At 46.5% G+C, this 473-nt stretch carries 1 rRNA gene; it reads right to left on the bottom strand.

Annotation, left to right across the window (positions count from 1 at the left end):
• Positions 1-350: 350 nt before the first annotated feature.
• Positions 351-466, bottom strand: a 5S ribosomal RNA gene (gene rrf / locus L6D80_RS29875).
• Positions 467-473: the final 7 nt, after the last annotated feature.

Below are 473 nucleotides of genomic sequence, written 5' to 3'. Positions count from 1 at the left end.
GACTATCAGTCCGTACTCACAAGCACCCACACGAATTGCTTGATTCAATTTGTTAAAGAGCGTTTGGTTAAGAGCGTTTCGTCTCAACCGAGGCGCGCATTCTACGCTTTCCTCATTTGCTGTCAAGCGTTTATTTTGAAGTTTTTACCGAGAAACTCGTTTAGCTTCAAACACTTGACTCGCTGCGATCTCTCGTAGCGGGAGGCGAATAATACAGCATTCAAAAATGCTGTCAACCACCTTTTTAGCGTTGCTGCTTAGGCTTTCGACCTGGTCAGCAAAAAGCGTTAGCTTCTACTTAAAGACAAAACCCCCACCTGCTCACGCAGATAGGGGTTTTGCGAAATGAATCTTGACGATGACCTACTCTCACATGGGGAAACCCCACACTACCATCGGCGATGCATCGTTTCACTGCTGAGTTCGGGATGGGATCAGGTGGTTCCAATGCTCTATGGTCGTCAAGAAATTCT

It is taken from the genome of Pseudomonas ceruminis (assembly GCF_021602025.1).
Taxonomy (GTDB): domain Bacteria; phylum Pseudomonadota; class Gammaproteobacteria; order Pseudomonadales; family Pseudomonadaceae; genus Aquipseudomonas; species Aquipseudomonas ceruminis.
The sequence above is the reverse complement of the archived record's forward strand: the minus strand, read 5'-3'. Positions and strand labels throughout refer to the sequence as shown.